Source organism: Paracoccus onchidii, assembly GCF_028294535.1.
Lineage (GTDB): Bacteria > Pseudomonadota > Alphaproteobacteria > Rhodobacterales > Rhodobacteraceae > Paracoccus > Paracoccus onchidii.
In genome coordinates this window covers 1-554 of the sequence record NZ_JAQBIE010000082.1, presented here as the reverse complement: position 1 = coordinate 554, position 554 = coordinate 1, and the positions used below count along the sequence as shown (strand labels likewise).

Annotated in this window: 1 pseudogene; it reads left to right on the top strand. The window is 60.1% G+C overall.

The features are described from left to right. Nucleotides 1-439 (top strand): annotated as a pseudogene (locus PAF17_RS20145) (IS3 family transposase); the annotation flags it as partial. Nucleotides 440-554 lie beyond the last annotated feature (115 nt).

Genomic DNA, 554 nt, shown 5'->3' with positions numbered 1-554 from the left:
AACCGGGAGCTCCGGCAGGCGAACGAGATCCTGCGTAAGGCGAGCGCCTATTTTGCGATGATCGAAGGCAGCAGCGGCATCGCTTCGAGCGCTGCCTGAAATGCTCGACCGCCGGTCGACGTGATGGTGGATTTTACCGAGGCGCACAGGGATGCGATTTTGTCGAGGCGCACAGGGATGCGCATGGGGTCGGGCCGATCTGCGCGATGCTGCCGATCGCCCCTTCCACCTCCTATGCTCACCTGGCGAAGTGGGTGGATACAGCGCGATTGTCGGACCGTGCCCGTCGTGATGGCGCCCTGCGGCCCGAGATACGCCGTGTGTTCGAAGAGAACTGGCGCGTCTACGGTGTGTCCGCAAGGTCTGGCGACAGCTCGTTCGCGAAGGCTTCGCTGTCGCGCGTTGCACGGTGGCGCGGCTGATGAAGGACATGGGTGTTGGATGTCATTGAGAACTGACCCAGCATTGTCATCGAGATTTGACCCGCCTGTCAGTATGTCGGTGTGTTCATGATGGGGTCAATGTTGGTATTTTCTTTCTCTTCCTTTTGGCGG